Source organism: Bartonella sp. MR168JLCBS, assembly GCF_042194175.1.
In genome coordinates this window covers 1-1,016 of record NZ_JBHIMP010000172.1, presented here as the reverse complement: position 1 = coordinate 1,016, position 1,016 = coordinate 1, and the positions used below count along the sequence as shown (strand labels likewise).

2 protein-coding genes are annotated in these 1,016 nt (G+C 38.2%); one reads left to right on the top strand and one right to left on the bottom strand.

Going from position 1 to position 1,016, the window contains the following annotated elements; translation table 11 throughout:
- A partial coding sequence (locus ACFIK8_RS10115) for a YqgE/AlgH family protein (RefSeq protein ID WP_375669346.1) occupies positions 1 to 563 on the top strand: 563 nt, incomplete at its 5' end.
- Between the two features lie 47 nt (positions 564 to 610).
- Here the strand turns inward: ACFIK8_RS10115 and ACFIK8_RS10110 are convergent.
- Positions 611 to 1,016, bottom strand: a 406-nt coding sequence (locus ACFIK8_RS10110; RefSeq protein ID WP_375669345.1) for an EAL domain-containing protein, incomplete at its 5' end; no start/stop codon positions are given.

Here is a 1,016-nt window from a genome sequence, read left to right as displayed (position 1 = left end):
TAGGTGGACAATTACTCATAGCAATGCCTGGGATGAATGATAATCGTTTTATTCGTTCTGTAGTTTATGTTTGTGCACATTCTGATGCTGGTGCTATGGGGATTATTCTCAATCAATTGCACCATATTGATTTTCCTGAGCTCTTGCTTCATCTTGGGGTGATAAGCGGCGTTCAAAAAAAACATCTTTCTGAGCCAATAAAAAATTTTCCTGTACGTTATGGCGGACCTGTTGATCCTTTACGTGGTTTTGTGCTCCATTCGGATGATTACACTTGTAAAGAAACCGTTCTTATTGCAGAAAAAATCTGCTTTACTGCAACTATTGATATTTTAAAAGCGATCAGTTGTGAACAAGGTCCTCAACATGCACTTATAGCGCTAGGTTATGCTGGATGGAAACCGGGACAACTCGAGACAGAAATTTCTACAAACGGCTGGTTGATCAGCCCCACATCGCCTAGTTTTCTTTTTGAAAGCGATTTAAGTCGTAAGTATGATGAAAGCTTGATTCGCATGGGAATTAACCCAACCTATCTTGTTTCTGAAATGGGTCATGCGTAGAGAGTGTTATGATTTTCCGAGTTTTTTATTCAACAGTTTTCTCTCTACTATGTCTTTATTTTATAAGGGAAGTGGTTTTGAACGAGAGTGATTAGCTCTTCGATAGCAATTGGCTTAGTAACAAGTGTACTTTGAACATATTTACAGCCTTCTTGGCGCAGGAAGATCGCTTCTTTTTCATTTTCAACGCCTTCTGCGATAATTTGCAAATTAAGATCAATTGCCATATTGATGATGGACTTGAGAACAAGTTTTTTCTTAGGCGAATCGATAGAGATAAGCGAACGATCTAATTTAACCATATCGAATGGATAACGGACGAGATAGGCAAGTGATGAATAACCGGTTCCAAAATTATCCAGTGCCAGATTCATGCCTAGTGTTTTAATTTGTTCAAGAAAGTGCGCCGATTGTTCAGGATTTTTTCTCAAGACAAATTCTGATATTTCTATC